The 15688-nt window shown below is 55.8% G+C and carries 12 protein-coding genes, 1 tRNA gene and 1 pseudogene; all 14 read left to right on the forward strand.

What is annotated here, in order from left to right; all coding sequences use genetic code 11:
- A pseudogene (locus tag BLS75_RS31670) lies at positions 1 to 108 on the forward strand (elongation factor Tu); the annotation flags it as partial.
- Between the two features lie 54 nt (positions 109 to 162).
- Positions 163 to 238, forward strand: a tRNA-Trp gene (locus tag BLS75_RS31675).
- A gap of 45 nt (positions 239 to 283) precedes the next feature.
- Positions 284 to 652 carry a preprotein translocase subunit SecE gene (gene secE / locus BLS75_RS31680; protein ID WP_011063783.1) on the forward strand — a complete coding sequence of 123 codons (369 nt, stop codon included), beginning with the start codon at positions 284 to 286 and terminating at the stop codon, positions 650 to 652.
- 9 nt (positions 653 to 661) lie between these two features.
- Positions 662 to 1195 (forward strand): transcription termination/antitermination protein NusG, encoded by a 534-nt coding sequence (gene nusG, locus BLS75_RS31685; RefSeq protein ID WP_002555501.1) that lies wholly within the window; start codon positions 662 to 664, stop codon positions 1193 to 1195.
- A gap of 118 nt (positions 1196 to 1313) precedes the next feature.
- Complete coding sequence (gene rplK, locus BLS75_RS31690; protein WP_003176435.1) at positions 1314 to 1745, forward strand: 50S ribosomal protein L11; 432 nt, start codon at positions 1314 to 1316, stop codon at positions 1743 to 1745.
- Positions 1745 to 2440 (forward strand): 50S ribosomal protein L1, encoded by a 696-nt coding sequence (gene rplA / locus BLS75_RS31695; RefSeq protein ID WP_011063782.1) that lies wholly within the window; start codon positions 1745 to 1747, stop codon positions 2438 to 2440. Before rplK ends, rplA begins: the two co-directional genes overlap by 1 nt.
- 198 nt (positions 2441 to 2638) lie before the next feature.
- The gene (gene rplJ / locus BLS75_RS31700) at positions 2639 to 3139 is read left to right on the forward strand and encodes a 50S ribosomal protein L10 (RefSeq protein ID WP_011063781.1); all 501 of its coding nucleotides are present in this window, start codon (positions 2639 to 2641) and stop codon (positions 3137 to 3139) included.
- Positions 3140 to 3219: 80 nt separating this feature from the next.
- Complete coding sequence (gene rplL / locus BLS75_RS31705; protein WP_011063780.1) at positions 3220 to 3585, forward strand: 50S ribosomal protein L7/L12; 366 nt, start codon at positions 3220 to 3222, stop codon at positions 3583 to 3585.
- A 221-nt stretch (positions 3586 to 3806) separates the two neighbouring features.
- Positions 3807 to 7880, forward strand: a complete 4074-nt coding sequence (gene rpoB, locus BLS75_RS31710) for a DNA-directed RNA polymerase subunit beta (protein ID WP_072453185.1) — start codon at positions 3807 to 3809, stop codon at positions 7878 to 7880.
- A gap of 64 nt (positions 7881 to 7944) precedes the next feature.
- Positions 7945 to 12144 carry a DNA-directed RNA polymerase subunit beta' gene (gene rpoC / locus BLS75_RS31715; protein ID WP_011063778.1) on the forward strand — a complete coding sequence of 1400 codons (4200 nt, stop codon included), beginning with the start codon at positions 7945 to 7947 and terminating at the stop codon, positions 12142 to 12144.
- Between the two features lie 201 nt (positions 12145 to 12345).
- A complete protein-coding gene (gene rpsL, locus BLS75_RS31720) occupies positions 12346 to 12717 on the forward strand; it encodes a 30S ribosomal protein S12 (protein WP_003186084.1) in 372 nt (123 codons plus the stop codon).
- A 111-nt stretch (positions 12718 to 12828) separates the two neighbouring features.
- On the forward strand, positions 12829 to 13299 hold the full coding sequence (gene rpsG / locus BLS75_RS31725; protein WP_007925959.1) for a 30S ribosomal protein S7: 471 nt from the start codon (positions 12829 to 12831) through the stop codon (positions 13297 to 13299).
- A gap of 30 nt (positions 13300 to 13329) precedes the next feature.
- Entirely contained in the window at positions 13330 to 15477 is a 2148-nt protein-coding gene (gene fusA / locus BLS75_RS31730; protein WP_011063777.1) for an elongation factor G, read from the forward strand.
- Between the two features lie 34 nt (positions 15478 to 15511).
- A partial coding sequence (locus BLS75_RS31735; protein ID WP_233447047.1) for a GTP-binding protein occupies positions 15512 to 15688 on the forward strand: 177 nt, incomplete at its 3' end.

The following is a 15688-nucleotide window of genomic DNA, read 5'->3' on the forward strand; positions in this document are numbered from 1 at the left end:
ACTGTCACTCTGATCAAAACCATCGCGATGGAAGATGGTCTGCGTTTCGCTATCCGTGAAGGCGGTCGTACCGTCGGCGCTGGCGTCGTAGCCAAGGTCATCGAATAAGTTCTTGATATATCTCCATCGGGCCGACATAATGGTCGGCCTGATTTTGTTTTTAGGTCAGTAGCTCAATTGGCAGAGCGACGGTCTCCAAAACCGTAGGTTGGGGGTTCGATTCCCTCCTGACCTGCCAGATTCACTCAATGTGTCTGGCTTTCTTTTCACAGGATCTTCATAGATGACTCCTAAGGCTGAAGCTCAAGGCTCTCGCTTCGATCTGCTCAAGTGGCTGGTTGTTGTTGCCTTGGTGATTGTTGGTGTTGTTGGCAATCAGTACTACTCTGCTTCGCCGATCCTGTACCGTGTCTTGGCGCTACTTGTCATTGCCGCAGTTGCTGCCTTCGTTGGCTTGCAGACTGCCAAGGGTAAGTCGTTCTTTGTCCTGGTTAAGGAAGCGCGCACTGAGATTCGTAAAGTCGTATGGCCAACTCGCCAAGAGACCACGCAGACCACGTTGATTGTTGTGGCTGTGGTTCTGGTCATGGCGTTGCTGTTGTGGGGGCTAGATTCCCTGCTCGGTTGGCTTGTTTCCTTGATTGTTGGCTAAGGGTGTCCCGTGGCTAAGCGTTGGTACGTTGTGCATGCTTACTCGGGTTACGAGAAGCATGTAATGCGTTCGTTGATCGAGCGTGTGAAGCTGGCTGGCATGGAAGATGGCTTCGGCGAGATTCTGGTCCCCACTGAAGAAGTGGTTGAGATGCGCAATGGCCAGAAGCGCAAAAGCGAGCGTAAATTCTTTCCAGGCTATGTGCTGGTGCAGATGGACATGAATGAGGGTACTTGGCACTTGGTCAAGGACACTCCTCGTGTCATGGGCTTTATTGGTGGTACTGCCGATAAGCCGGCTCCTATCACTGACAAAGAAGCGGAAGCGATTCTGCGTCGCGTTGCTGATGGCAGCGACAAGCCCAAGCCTAAGACCCTGTTTGAGCCGGGTGAGGTGGTTCGTGTTACTGACGGCCCATTCGCTGACTTTAACGGTACGGTCGAAGAAGTTAACTACGAAAAGAGCCGCATTCAGGTGGCAGTGCTCATTTTCGGTCGCTCTACTCCGGTAGAGCTAGAGTTCAGTCAGGTCGAGAAGGCATAACTGAACGAGAATCCCATACCCCGCAGCCTTAGGCTGTGGGGTTTTGTCGTCACTGGGATAAACGCGCAAGTAACCGGGGAGCCTATCTAGGCGTCTGAACCCGTAATTGGAGTGCCTCATGGCTAAGAAGATTACTGCTTACATCAAGCTGCAAGTTAAGGCCGCTCAGGCCAACCCAAGTCCACCCGTTGGTCCAGCTCTGGGTCAGCACGGCGTGAACATCATGGAGTTCTGCAAGGCTTTCAACGCCCGTACTCAGGGTCTTGAGCCAGGCCTGCCGACTCCTGTGATCATCACTGTTTACAGTGACCGCAGCTTCACTTTCGAAACTAAGAGCACCCCTGCTTCGGTTCTGCTGAAGAAAGCTGCTGGCCTGACCAGCGGTTCCGCTCGTCCAAACACCGTTAAGGTTGGCACTGTTACCCGTGCTCAGCTGGAAGAAATCGCGAAAACCAAAAACGCGGATCTGACTGCAGCTGATATGGATGCAGCCGTGCGTACTATCGCCGGTTCTGCTCGTAGCATGGGCCTTAACGTGGAGGGTGTGTAATGGCTAAGCTGACCAAGCGCCAAAAGGCTATCGCCGGCAAGATTGAAGCAGGCAAGGCCTACAACTTCGTAGAAGCCGCCGCTCTCCTGACCGAGCTGTCGACCGTTAAGTTCAGCGAGTCCGTAGACGTTGCTGTGAACCTGGGCGTAGACCCACGTAAATCTGACCAGGTTGTTCGTAGCGCTACTGTGCTGCCACACGGCACTGGCAAGACTGTACGTGTAGCTGTGTTCACCCAGGGCCCAGCAGCTGAAGCTGCTCTGGCTGCCGGTGCAGACCGCGTAGGTATGGACGATCTGGCTGCCGAAATGAAAGGCGGCGACCTGAACTATGACGTGGTTATTGCTTCCCCGGATGCAATGCGCGTTGTGGGTCAGCTGGGTCAGGTTCTGGGTCCTCGCGGCCTGATGCCTAACCCGAAAGTCGGTACCGTTACTCCAGACGTAGCTTCGGCAGTTAAGAACGCCAAGGCTGGTCAGGTTCGCTATCGCACCGACAAAAACGGCATCATCCACACTTCCGTTGGCAAGGTCGGCTTCGACGCCGTCAAGCTGAAGGAAAACGTTGAAGCTCTGATCGCTGACCTGAAGCGTATCAAGCCAGCTTCTTCGAAAGGCATCTACGTCAAGCGCGTTACCCTGAGCACCACTATGGGCCCAGGTCTGGTCATCGACCAGGGTTCGCTGGACGTATAAGACACAAGCGCGTGCAAGTAATTGCGCGCGCTGAAAAATTGGGGTCCCTGCCTGGCGGGGGCTATCCAAGACCGTAGGCGACGCAAGTCTTAAACCTCAAGCCTACGCAGATGGTGCTCCCGGTTCCTTACCGAATCAGACACCAAAACGACATCCAGCTCCGGTTGGATGAAACGGTAACAAGCAGGAGTTAAACCCGTGGCAATTAAACTCGAAGACAAGAAGGCCATCGTCGCTGAAGTCAACGAGGCTGCCAAAGCCGCTCTGTCCGCTGTCGTGGCTGATGCCCGTGGTGTGACAGTAGGCGCTATGACCGGACTCCGTAAAGAGGCCCGCGAAGCTGGTGTTTATGTACGTGTCGTACGTAACACCCTGCTCAAGCGCGCTGTTGAAGGCACTCAATATGACGTGCTCAACGACGCGTTCGTCGGCCCTACCCTGATTGCATTCTCCAAGGAACATCCGGGCGCTGCCGCTCGTATTTTCAAAGAGTTCGCAAAGGGTCAGGAAAAGTTCGAGATCAAGGCAGCTGCGTTCGAGGGCAAGTACCTCGCAGCAAACGAGATCGACGTGTTGGCTTCGCTGCCAACTCGCGACGAAGCTATTGCGAAGCTGATGAGCGTGATTCAAGGCGCTACCAGCAAGCTGGCTCGTACTCTGGCGGCTATTCGCGACCAGAAAGAAGCTGCTGCTGCCTAAGGCACTGCAAGCCCTTTCAAAATCATATGTTTAATTTGATGGCTGCGTAGGCTGTCACCCCAATACAGGAATTTATAGTCATGTCTCTGACTAACGAGCAAATCATCGAAGCAATCGGCCAGAAAACCGTTCTGGAAGTTGTTGAGCTGATCAAAGCAATGGAAGAAACCTTCGGCGTTACCGCTGCTGTTGCCGCTGCTGGCCCAGCTGCTGCTGCCGCTGTTGTTGAAGAGCAAACTGAATTCAACGTCATGCTGACCGAAGCTGGCGAGAAGAAAGTTAACGTGATCAAGGCTGTACGTGAATTGACCGGTCTGGGCCTGAAAGAAGCCAAGGCTGTAGTTGACGGCGCTCCTGCCATGGTTCTGGAAGCTGTTGCTAAAGAAGCAGCTGACAAAGCCAAAGCAGCTCTGGAAGAAGCAGGCGCTAAAGTCGAGCTCAAGTAAGCATCGACTTTGTGTCTCCAGCCCAAGCGTTAAGCGAACGGCTGATGGCTGGTGGCTTTTGCCACCGGCCTTTTTCCGTTATTGGCGACCGACTGGGTCGGTGCCAGTAACGTGCTGTAGCCCACCCTGTGCGGTGGCGCAAACCAAAGGGTTTGCACGATTTTCTGGCTGCTCCCGTCGGGAGGAGCCGAATAAGCAGGTGACCAAGCTGGGGAACGCTGATGGCTTACTCATATACTGAGAAAAAACGTATCCGCAAGGACTTTAGCAAGTTGCCGGACGTCATGGATGTGCCGTACCTCCTGGCCATCCAGCTGGATTCGTATCGTGAATTCTTGCAAGCGGGAGCGACTAAAGATCAGTTCCGCGACGTGGGCCTGCATGCGGCCTTCAAATCCGTTTTCCCGATCATCAGCTACTCCGGCAATGCTGCGTTGGAGTATGTCGGTTATCGCCTGGGCGAACCGGCGTTTGATGTTAAAGAATGCGTGTTGCGTGGTGTAACTTACGCCGTACCTTTGCGGGTAAAAGTCCGTCTGATCATTTTCGACAAAGAATCGTCGAACAAAGCGATCAAGGACATCAAAGAGCAAGAAGTCTACATGGGTGAAATTCCCCTGATGACTGAGAACGGTACCTTCGTAATCAACGGTACCGAGCGTGTAATCGTTTCCCAGCTGCACCGTTCCCCTGGCGTATTCTTCGACCACGACCGTGGCAAGACGCACAGCTCCGGTAAGCTGCTGTATTCCGCGCGGATCATTCCTTACCGCGGTTCGTGGCTGGACTTCGAGTTCGACCCGAAAGACTGCGTGTTCGTCCGTATCGACCGTCGTCGCAAGCTGCCGGCATCGGTTCTGCTGCGCGCGCTGGGCTATACCACTGAAGAAGTGCTGGACGCTTTCTACACCACCAACGTATTCCACGTGAAAGGCGAGAGCCTGAGCCTGGAGCTGGTGCCTCAGCGCCTGCGTGGTGAGATTGCCGTTCTGGACATCCAGGATGACAAGGGCAAGGTTATTGTCGAGCAGGGTCGTCGTATCACCGCTCGTCACATCAACCAGCTGGAAAAAGCCGGTATCAAAGAGCTGGATGTACCTCTGGACTACGTCCTGGGTCGTACCACCGCCAAGGCTATCGTGCACCCGGCTACCGGTGAAATCCTGGCAGAGTGCAACACCGAGCTGAACACCGAGATCCTGGCGAAAATCGCCAAGGCTCAGGTCGTTCGCATCGAGACTCTGTACACCAACGACATCGACTGCGGTCCGTTCGTCTCTGACACTCTGAAGATCGACTCCACCAGCAACCAATTGGAAGCCCTGGTCGAGATCTATCGCATGATGCGTCCTGGCGAGCCACCGACCAAAGATGCTGCCGAGACTCTGTTCAACAACCTGTTCTTCAGCCCTGAGCGGTATGATCTGTCCGCCGTTGGCCGGATGAAGTTCAACCGTCGTATCGGTCGTACCGAGATCGAAGGTTCCGGCGTTCTGTGCAAAGAAGACATCGTTGCCGTACTGAAGACTCTGGTCGACATCCGTAACGGTAAAGGCATCGTCGACGACATCGACCACCTGGGTAACCGTCGTGTTCGCTGTGTTGGCGAAATGGCCGAGAACCAGTTCCGCGTTGGCCTGGTGCGTGTAGAGCGTGCGGTCAAAGAGCGCCTGTCGATGGCTGAAAGCGAAGGCCTGATGCCGCAAGACCTGATCAATGCCAAGCCAGTGGCTGCGGCAGTGAAAGAGTTCTTCGGTTCCAGCCAGCTGTCCCAGTTCATGGACCAGAACAACCCGCTGTCCGAGATCACCCACAAGCGTCGTGTTTCTGCACTTGGCCCAGGTGGTCTGACCCGTGAGCGTGCAGGCTTCGAAGTCCGTGACGTACACCCGACCCACTACGGTCGTGTATGCCCGATTGAAACGCCGGAAGGTCCGAACATCGGTCTGATCAACTCCCTGGCAGCCTATGCGCGCACCAACCAGTACGGCTTCCTCGAGAGCCCGTACCGTGTGGTGAAAGACGCTCTGGTAACCGACGAGATCGTGTTCCTGTCCGCTATCGAAGAGGCCGATCACGTGATCGCCCAGGCTTCGGCGACGATGAACGACAAAGGTCAGTTGATCGATGAGCTGGTAGCTGTTCGTCACTTGAACGAATTCACCGTCAAGGCGCCGGAAGACGTCACCTTGATGGACGTTTCGCCGAAGCAGGTAGTTTCGGTTGCAGCGTCGCTGATTCCGTTTCTCGAGCACGACGACGCCAACCGTGCATTGATGGGTTCCAACATGCAGCGTCAGGCTGTACCGACCCTGCGTGCTGACAAGCCGCTGGTAGGTACCGGCATGGAGCGCAACGTTGCCCGTGACTCCGGCGTTTGCGTCGTGGCTCGTCGTGGCGGTGTGATCGACTCGGTCGATGCCAGCCGTATCGTGGTTCGTGTTGCTGATGACGAAGTTGAAACCGGTGAAGCCGGTGTCGACATCTACAACCTGACCAAGTACACCCGCTCCAACCAGAACACCTGCATCAACCAGCGTCCGCTGGTGAGCAAGGGTGATCGGGTTCAGCGCAGCGACATCATGGCCGATGGTCCGTCCACCGACATGGGTGAGCTGGCGCTGGGTCAGAACATGCGTATCGCGTTCATGGCGTGGAACGGCTTCAACTTCGAAGACTCCATCTGCCTGTCCGAGCGTGTGGTTCAGGAAGACCGTTTCACCACGATCCACATCCAGGAACTGACCTGTGTGGCTCGTGACACCAAGCTTGGCCCAGAGGAAATCACTGCAGACATCCCGAACGTGGGTGAGGCTGCACTGAACAAGCTGGACGAAGCCGGTATCGTTTATGTAGGTGCTGAAGTTGGCGCGGGCGACATCCTGGTGGGCAAGGTCACTCCGAAAGGTGAGACCCAGCTGACTCCGGAAGAGAAACTGCTGCGTGCGATCTTCGGTGAAAAAGCCAGCGACGTTAAAGACACCTCCCTGCGTGTGCCTACTGGTACCAAGGGCACCGTCATTGACGTACAGGTCTTCACTCGTGACGGCGTTGAGCGTGATGCTCGTGCACTGTCGATCGAGAAGAGCCAGCTGGACGAGATCCGCAAGGACCTGAACGAAGAGTTCCGCATTGTTGAAGGTGCGACCTTCGAACGTCTGCGCTCCGCTCTGGTCGGCCATAAAGCCGAAGGCGGCGCCGGCCTGAAGAAAGGCCAGGAAATCACCGACGAAGTTCTCGACGGTCTTGAGCACGGCCAGTGGTTCAAACTGCGCATGGCTGAAGATGCTCTGAACGAGCAGCTCGAGAAGGCCCAGGCCTACATCGTTGATCGTCGCCGTCTGCTGGACGACAAGTTCGAAGACAAGAAGCGCAAGCTGCAGCAGGGCGATGACCTGGCTCCAGGCGTGCTGAAAATCGTCAAGGTCTACCTGGCAATCCGTCGTCGCATCCAGCCGGGCGACAAGATGGCCGGTCGTCACGGTAACAAGGGTGTGGTCTCCGTGATCATGCCGGTTGAAGACATGCCGCACGATGCCAATGGCACTCCGGTCGACGTAGTCCTCAACCCGCTGGGCGTACCTTCGCGTATGAACGTTGGTCAGATCCTCGAAACTCACCTGGGTCTCGCGGCCAAGGGTCTGGGCGAGAAGATCAATCGCATGGTCGAAGAGCAGCGCAAGGTCGCAGAACTGCGTACCTTCCTGGACGAGATCTACAACCAGATTGGCGGTCGTAACGAAGACCTGGACAGCTTCTCCGATCAGGAGATCCTGGATCTGGCGAACAACCTGCGCGGCGGTGTTCCGATGGCCACTCCGGTGTTCGACGGTGCCAAGGAAAGCGAAATCAAGGCCATGCTGAAACTGGCAGACCTGCCAGAAAGCGGCCAGATGCAACTGACCGACGGCCGTACCGGCAACAAGTTCGAGCGTCCAGTTACCGTTGGCTACATGTACATGCTGAAACTGAACCACTTGGTAGACGACAAGATGCACGCTCGTTCTACCGGTTCGTACAGCCTGGTTACCCAGCAGCCGCTGGGTGGTAAGGCGCAGTTCGGTGGTCAGCGTTTCGGGGAGATGGAGGTCTGGGCACTGGAAGCATACGGTGCTGCATACACTCTGCAAGAAATGCTCACAGTGAAGTCGGACGATGTGAACGGTCGTACCAAGATGTACAAAAACATCGTGGACGGCGATCACCGTATGGAGCCGGGCATGCCCGAGTCCTTCAACGTGTTGATCAAAGAAATTCGTTCCCTCGGCATCGATATCGATCTGGAAACCGAATAACACGTGACGCGAATCGAGAGCGGGGCAGGATTGCCCGCTCTCTGCTCCGCCAGGAGGAAAGGCCTTGAAAGACCTACTGAATTTGCTGAAAAACCAGGGTCAAGTCGAAGAGTTCGACGCCATCCGTATCGGATTGGCCTCGCCTGAGATGATCCGTTCGTGGTCGTTCGGTGAAGTTAAAAAGCCGGAAACCATCAACTACCGTACGTTCAAGCCTGAGCGTGACGGCCTGTTCTGCGCCAAGATCTTTGGCCCGGTAAAGGATTACGAGTGCCTGTGCGGTAAGTACAAGCGCTTGAAGCATCGCGGCGTGATCTGCGAGAAGTGCGGCGTTGAAGTTGCACTGGCCAAGGTTCGTCGTGAGCGCATGGCGCACATCGAACTGGCTTCGCCGGTTGCCCACATCTGGTTCCTGAAATCACTGCCGTCCCGTATCGGCTTGCTGATGGACATGACTCTGCGTGATATCGAGCGCGTTCTCTACTTCGAGAGCTATGTCGTTATCGATCCAGGCATGACCACACTTGAAAAAGGTCAGCTGCTGAACGATGAGCAGTACTTCGAAGCGCTGGAAGAGTTCGGCGATGACTTCGACGCCCGCATGGGTGCCGAGGCTGTCCGCGAGCTGCTGCACGCTATCGACCTGGAGCACGAGATTGGCCGTCTGCGTGAAGAGATTCCGCAAACCAACTCGGAAACCAAGATCAAGAAGCTGTCCAAGCGTCTGAAGTTGATGGAAGCCTTCCAGGGTTCCGGCAACTTGCCAGAGTGGATGGTGCTGACCGTTCTGCCGGTTTTGCCGCCAGATCTGCGTCCACTGGTCCCGCTGGATGGCGGTCGTTTCGCGACTTCCGACCTCAACGATCTGTATCGTCGAGTGATCAACCGTAACAACCGTTTGAAGCGCCTGCTGGATCTGTCCGCTCCGGACATCATCGTGCGCAACGAAAAGCGTATGTTGCAGGAAGCTGTCGATGCACTGCTCGACAACGGTCGTCGTGGCCGCGCTATCACCGGTTCCAACAAGCGTCCTCTGAAATCCCTGGCTGACATGATCAAGGGTAAGCAAGGTCGTTTCCGTCAGAACTTGCTCGGTAAGCGTGTTGACTACTCCGGTCGTTCGGTAATTACCGTAGGTCCGACCCTGCGTCTGCACCAGTGCGGTCTGCCGAAGAAGATGGCTCTCGAGCTGTTCAAGCCGTTCATCTTCGGCAAGTTGGAAATGCGTGGCCTGGCCACCACCATCAAAGCCGCCAAGAAGATGGTCGAGCGCGAACTGCCAGAGGTTTGGGACGTTCTCGCTGAAGTGATCCGTGAACACCCGGTTCTCCTCAACCGTGCACCGACCCTTCACCGTCTGGGTATCCAGGCGTTTGAACCGGTACTGATCGAAGGTAAGGCTATCCAGCTGCACCCTCTGGTCTGTGCTGCGTACAACGCCGACTTCGACGGCGACCAAATGGCCGTGCACGTACCGCTGACACTGGAAGCCCAGTTGGAAGCGCGTGCGTTGATGATGTCGACCAACAACATTCTGTCGCCAGCCAACGGTGAGCCAATCATCGTTCCGTCGCAGGACGTTGTATTGGGTCTGTACTACATGACCCGTGAAGCGATCAACGCCAAGGGCGAAGGTCGTGTGTTCGCGGACCTGCAGGAAGTCGACCGCGTATTCCGCGCCGGCGAAGCTGCTCTGCACGCCAAGATCAAGGTTCGCATCAGCGAAACCGTCAATGATCGTGATGGCGGCAGCGTGAGCGCCACCCGTATCGTCGACACCACTGTCGGCCGTGCTCTGCTGTTCCAGGTTGTGCCGAAGGGCCTGTCGTTCGACGTCGTCAACCTGCCGATGAAGAAGAAGGCGATCTCCAAGCTGATCAACCAGTGCTACCGCGTGGTTGGTCTGAAAGAGACCGTGATCTTCGCTGACCAGTTGATGTACACCGGTTTCGCTTACTCGACCATTTCCGGCGTTTCCATCGGTGTTAACGACTTCGTTATCCCGGATGAAAAAGCTCGCATCATCGGTGCTGCCACCGACGAAGTGAAAGAAATCGAGAGCCAGTACGCCTCCGGCCTGGTAACCCAGGGCGAGAAGTACAACAAAGTGATCGACCTTTGGTCGAAGGCCAACGACGAAGTATCCAAGGCGATGATGGCCAACCTCTCGAAAGAGAAGGTCATCGACCGCAATGGCGACGAAGTCGAGCAAGAATCGTTCAACTCGATGTACATGATGGCTGACTCGGGTGCGCGGGGTTCCGCAGCACAGATCCGTCAGCTGGCCGGTATGCGTGGTCTGATGGCCAAGCCGGACGGCTCCATCATCGAAACGCCGATTACTGCGAACTTCCGTGAAGGTCTGAGCGTACTCCAGTACTTCATCTCGACTCACGGTGCTCGTAAAGGTCTGGCGGATACCGCGTTGAAAACTGCGAACTCCGGTTACCTGACTCGTCGTCTGGTGGACGTTGCGCAGGATCTGGTTGTAACCGAGATCGATTGCGGCACCGAACACGGCCTGCTGATGACTCCGCACATTGAAGGCGGCGACGTTGTAGAGCCACTGGGTGAGCGCGTATTGGGTCGTGTTATCGCCCGTGACGTATTCAAGCCGGGTACCGAGGACGTCATCGTTCCTGCCGGCACCCTGGTAGACGAAAAGTGGGTTGAATTCATCGAGCTCAACAGCATCGACGAAGTGATCGTGCGTTCGCCGATCAGTTGCGAAACCCGCTATGGCATCTGCGCCAAGTGCTACGGCCGTGACCTGGCTCGTGGTCACCAGGTGAACATTGGTGAGGCGGTCGGCGTTATCGCTGCCCAATCCATCGGTGAGCCGGGTACCCAGCTGACCATGCGTACGTTCCACATTGGTGGTGCGGCAAGCCGTACTTCCGCAGCCGACAGCGTTCAGGTGAAGAATGGCGGTACCGTCCGTCTGCACAACCTGAAGCACGTTGAGCGTGTGGATGGTCACCTGGTTGCTGTGTCCCGTTCCGGTGAGCTGGCAATCGCTGATGACTTCGGTCGTGAGCGCGAGCGTTACAAGCTGCCGTACGGTGCTGTGATTTCGGTTAAAGAAGGTGACAAGGTCGACGCTGGCGCTATCGTGGCCAAGTGGGATCCGCACACTCACCCGATCGTTACCGAAATGAAAGGTACCGTGACCTACGTGGGCATGGAAGAAGGCATCACGATCAAGCGTCAGACTGACGAATTGACCGGTATGACCAACATTGAAGTGCTTGACGTCAAAGACCGTCCAGCTGCCGGCAAGGACATCCGTCCTGCTGTGAAGATGGTGGGTATGGATGGCAAGGATCTGCTGCTGCCAGGTACCGACGTACCGGCACAGTACTTCCTGCCGGCTAACGCCCTGGTCGGTGTTGCCGACGGTGCGCAGATTGCGATCGGTGATGTTATCGCTCGTATTCCGCAAGAAACTTCGAAGACCCGTGACATCACCGGTGGTCTGCCGCGTGTTGCCGACCTGTTCGAAGCTCGTCGTCCGAAGGAAGCGTCGATTCTGGCTGAAGTCAGCGGCACCATCGCGTTCGGTAAAGAGACCAAGGGCAAGCGCCGTCTGGTCATTACCCCGAACGACGGTAGCGATCCGTATGAAGAGCTGATTCCGAAGTGGCGTCACCTGAACGTCTTCGAAGGCGAACAAGTGAACCGCGGCGAAGTTATCTCCGACGGTCCGAGCGATCCACACGATATCCTGCGTCTGCTGGGTGTCAGTGCACTGGCCAAGTACATCGTCAACGAGATCCAAGACGTTTACCGTCTGCAAGGCGTGAAGATCAACGACAAGCACATCGAGACCATCCTGCGTCAGATGCTGCGTAAGGTTGAAATCGCCGAGTCCGGCGACTCCAGCTTCATCAAGGGCGACCAGATGGAACTGACTCACGTACTGGTAGAAAACGAGCGTCTGAGCACCGAAGACAAGTTCGTCGCCAAGTTCACCCGCGTACTGCTGGGTATCACCAAGGCGTCCTTGTCCACCGAATCGTTCATCTCGGCGGCCTCTTTCCAAGAGACCACCCGTGTACTGACCGAAGCGGCGGTAACTGGCAAGCGCGACTACCTGCGTGGCCTGAAAGAAAACGTGGTCGTGGGTCGTCTGATCCCGGCCGGTACTGGCCTGGCGTACCACAGCGAGCGTAAGCGTCGTCGTGATGCAGACAAGCCGCTGCGCGTAAGCGCAAGCGAAGTCGAAGCAGCACTGACTGAAGCGCTGAACTCCAGCGGTAATTGAGGTCTGCAGTAGATTGAGACGGGGCCCCGGCTTTTTCGATTGAGAATCAAGACACTTTTTGTCGAGGTTCGCTGATCGGGGAGGCCGGGGCCTTGCCTTGACTGGGGGCAAGATCCTCTTTAGACTCTTGTACCCCTAAATTTGGTGGAGCTCCTGCTCTGCCATTTTGTTTATGTCGAAAGACAACAGTGGAGCTAGTAGATGGCAACTATCAACCAGCTGGTACGTCAGCCGCGTAAGCGTATCGTCGAGAAATCCGACGTGCCTGCGCTGCAGAACTGCCCGCAACGTCGTGGCGTGTGCACTCGCGTGTATACCACTACGCCGAAAAAACCTAACTCGGCACTGCGTAAAGTGTGCCGTGTGCGTCTGACCAACGGTTTCGAGGTTTCCTCGTACATCGGCGGTGAAGGCCACAACCTGCAAGAGCACAGCGTCGTACTGATTCGCGGCGGCCGTGTAAAAGACTTGCCAGGTGTTCGTTACCACACCGTTCGCGGCTCCCTGGATACCTCCGGCGTTAAAGGTCGTAACCAAGGTCGTTCGAAGTACGGTACCAAGCGTCCGAAGTAATCGGTCGTTTTGCAGTTTTTAATTATATTGAGTCGATAAGAGTAAGGTCGGGCACGCGTCCATTGGATCAACTGTCCCGAGCTAACCTGAAGACCGTTTGAGGGCTTATCAATGCCAAGACGTCGCGTAGCAGCCAAACGTGAGATTCTGGACGATCCGAAATACGGAAGCCAGATCCTCGCCAAGTTCATGAACCACGTAATGGAAAGCGGCAAGAAAGCCGTTGCCGAGCGTATCGTTTATGGCGCGCTGGAAAAAGTTAAAGAGCGCAAGAACAGCGATCCCCTGGAAATCTTCGAGAAAGCTCTCGACGCCATCGCTCCGCTGGTCGAAGTGAAGTCGCGCCGTGTAGGCGGTGCTACTTACCAGGTTCCGGTCGAAGTTCGTCCGTCCCGTCGTAACGCTCTGGCAATGCGCTGGTTGGTAGACTTCGCCCGCAAGCGCGGCGAGAAGTCTATGGCTCTGCGTTTGGCTGGCGAACTGCTGGACGCTGCCGAAGGCAAAGGTGCTGCAGTTAAGAAGCGTGAAGACGTTCACCGTATGGCTGAAGCCAACAAGGCTTTCTCGCACTACCGCTTCTAATATCGGCATCATTCATTTTGCGAGGGCTTTATGGCTCGTACTACAGCAATCAACCGCTACCGTAACATCGGTATCTGTGCTCACGTTGACGCGGGCAAGACTACCACTACCGAGCGGATCCTGTTCTACACAGGTCTCAGCCACAAGATGGGTGAGGTGCATGACGGCGCTGCGACCACCGACTGGATGGTGCAGGAGCAGGAGCGCGGTATTACCATTACCTCCGCTGCTGTAACTACCTTCTGGAAAGGTTCGCGCGGCCAATACGATAACTATCGTGTAAACGTTATCGATACCCCTGGCCACGTTGACTTCACCATTGAAGTAGAGCGCTCCCTGCGTGTACTCGACGGCGCGGTCGTTGTGTTCTGCGGTACTTCCGGTGTTGAGCCTCAGTCTGAAACCGTATGGCGTCAAGCCAACAAGTACGGTGTTCCACGTGTTGTTTACGTGAACAAGATGGACCGTGCCGGTGCCAACTTCCTGCGCGTTGTTGGTCAGATCAAGAACCGCCTGGGTCATACCCCGGTTCCGGTCCAGCTGGCTATCGGTGCTGAAGATAACTTCGAAGGTCAGGTTGATCTGATCAAGATGAAGGCTATCTACTGGAACGACGACGACAAGGGTACTACCTATCGCGAGGAAGAAATTCCTGCCGATATGCTGGACCTGGCTAACGAGTGGCGCTCCAACATGGTTGAAGCTGCTGCTGAAGCCAACGAAGAGCTGATGAACAAGTACCTTGAAGAAGGTGACCTGACTGTCGAAGAGATCAAGGCCGGTCTGCGTGCGCGCACCCTGGCTAGCGAGATCGTTCCGGCCGTCTGCGGTTCGTCGTTCAAGAACAAGGGCGTTCCCCTGGTTCTCGATGCCGTTATCGACTTCCTGCCTGCTCCTACCGAGATCCCGGCGATCAAGGGTATCCATCCGGATCTCATCGAGAAGCCGAAGGATGAGCTGGTAGAGGCTGACTACGACGAGCGTCATGCTGACGATGCTGAACCGTTCTCGGCTCTGGCATTCAAGATTGCTACCGACCCGTTCGTTGGTACTCTGACTTTCGTGCGCGTTTACTCGGGCTTCCTGAGCTCGGGCGACTCCGTGATCAACTCGGTCAAGGGTAAGAAAGAGCGCGTTGGTCGTATGGTGCAGATGCACGCCAACCAGCGTGAAGAGATCAAAGAAGTACGTGCAGGCGACATCGCTGCTCTGATCGGCATGAAGGACGTCACCACTGGTGACACTCTGTGCGATCTCGACAAGCAGATCATTCTTGAGCGTATGGACTTCCCTGAGCCTGTAATTTCGGTAGCGGTAGAGCCGAAAACCAAGCAGGACCAGGAAAAGATGGGTATTGCACTGGGCAAGCTGGCTCAGGAAGACCCGTCGTTCCGCGTCAAGACCGACGAAGAGACTGGCCAGACCATCATCTCCGGTATGGGTGAGCTGCACCTGGACATCCTCGTTGACCGCATGAAGCGCGAGTTCAACGTCGAAGCCAACATCGGCAAGCCGCAGGTTTCGTACCGCGAGAAGATCAGCAAGAGCAACGTCGAGATCGAAGGCAAGTTCGTTCGTCAGTCCGGCGGTCGCGGTCAGTTCGGTCACTGCTGGATCCGTTTCTCGGAGCCAGACGTCGATGCGAACGGCAACATCACCGAAGGTCTGGTCTTCACCAACGAAGTTGTTGGTGGTGTGGTTCCTAAGGAATACATCCCGGCTATCCAGAAGGGTATCGAAGAGCAGATGAAGAACGGCGTCGTTGCCGGTTATCCGCTGATCGGCCTGAAGGCTACCGTGTTTGATGGTTCCTACCACGACGTCGACTCCAACGAGATGGCGTTCAAGGTGGCAGCCTCCATGGCGACCAAGCAGCTGGCCCAGAAGGGTGGCGGCGTTGTGCTCGAGCCGATCATGAAGGTTGAAGTTGTAACCCCAGAGGACTACATGGGTGACGTGATGGGTGACCTGAACCGTCGTCGTGGTCTGATTCAGGGTATGGATGACTCGGTGTCCGGCAAGGTTATCCGTGCTGAAGTGCCACTGGGTGAAATGTTCGGTTATGCAACTGACGTTCGTTCCATGTCTCAGGGTCGCGCGAGCTACTCCATGGAATTCTCCAAATACGCCGAAGCTCCGTCGAACATCGTCGAAGCTCTCGTTAAAAAACAAGGCTGATTCAGTCTCCCCTTTAGGCTAGGAGTTAATTGTCGTGGCTAAAGAAAAATTTGAACGTAACAAACCGCACGTCAACGTTGGCACTATCGGTCACGTTGACCACGGTAAAACCACTCTGACCGCTGCTCTGACTCGCGTTTGCTCCGAAGTTTTCGGTTCGGCTCGTGTTGACTTCGACAAGATCGACAGCGCCCCAGAAGAAAAGGCTCGT

The organism is Pseudomonas sp. NFPP12 (assembly GCF_900103205.1).
GTDB classification, from domain to species: Bacteria; Pseudomonadota; Gammaproteobacteria; order Pseudomonadales; family Pseudomonadaceae; genus Aquipseudomonas; species Aquipseudomonas protegens.

Bases quoted from the DNA above. Each gene is read 5' to 3' on its own strand.
- fusA (WP_011063777.1), top strand. From the start codon at position 13,330: ATGGCTCGTACTACAGCAATCAACCGCTACCGTAACATCGGTATCTGT.
- rpsL (WP_003186084.1), top strand. From the start codon at position 12,346: ATGGCAACTATCAACCAGCTGGTACGTCAGCCGCGTAAGCGTATCGTC.
- rpoB (WP_072453185.1), top strand. From the start codon at position 3,807: ATGGCTTACTCATATACTGAGAAAAAACGTATCCGCAAGGACTTTAGC.
- rplK (WP_003176435.1), top strand. From the start codon at position 1,314: ATGGCTAAGAAGATTACTGCTTACATCAAGCTGCAAGTTAAGGCCGCT.
- rplL (WP_011063780.1), top strand. From the start codon at position 3,220: ATGTCTCTGACTAACGAGCAAATCATCGAAGCAATCGGCCAGAAAACC.
- rplA (WP_011063782.1), top strand. From the start codon at position 1,745: ATGGCTAAGCTGACCAAGCGCCAAAAGGCTATCGCCGGCAAGATTGAA.
- secE (WP_011063783.1), top strand. From the start codon at position 284: ATGACTCCTAAGGCTGAAGCTCAAGGCTCTCGCTTCGATCTGCTCAAG.
- rpsG (WP_007925959.1), top strand. From the start codon at position 12,829: ATGCCAAGACGTCGCGTAGCAGCCAAACGTGAGATTCTGGACGATCCG.